Source organism: Liquorilactobacillus sicerae, assembly GCF_029916425.1.
GTDB lineage: Bacteria > Bacillota > Bacilli > Lactobacillales > Lactobacillaceae > Liquorilactobacillus > Liquorilactobacillus sicerae.
The window spans coordinates 1-505 of the sequence record NZ_JAHAVQ010000154.1 but is presented as its reverse complement, the minus strand read 5'-3'; the positions used below and the strand labels follow the sequence as shown (position 1 = coordinate 505).

1 protein-coding gene is annotated in these 505 nt (G+C 39.0%); it reads right to left on the bottom strand.

Features of this window, described 5'->3' with window-relative positions; all coding sequences use genetic code 11:
* Positions 1–505 (bottom strand): AMP-binding protein (locus KH893_RS11755; RefSeq protein WP_281166272.1); only part of this gene is annotated, 505 nt, incomplete at both ends.

Sequence of the window (505 nt, the reverse complement as noted above, 5' to 3'; positions counted from 1 at the left end):
ATTTCCCTTGGAACAGCTTGTAAGCGGCCACCCAAAACCAGTGTCGGAACCCAATCCATTACCGATAAATCAAAAGAAAACGGTGGTTGAGAAAGCATAACCGGATGATCTGGTAAATTAAACTGTTCGCCAACTATCCAATTAACGAAACTCAAAAGATTATCACTGCTTATTTGAACACCCTTTGGTTCTCCGGTTGTTCCAGACGTAAAAATAATATAAAAGGTTTTTTCTCCGGAAACTGCATGCTCGATTTGATAATACAAATTTGCAGAAAAAATAGTCTGCAACTGATCCGCTTCTACGACTGAACGATTAGAAATCTCGATCGGCAATTTGTTGATTGCAATAACCAACGCTGGATCAGCAATTTCTATGATTGAATTGATTCGCTCGTCAGATGAATTTATATCAACTGGAATATACGGATGACCAGATTTTGCGGCTGCCAGAAAACTGGCAATCATTTCAAATTCCTGGCCACCAAAAATCATAATTGATGCAC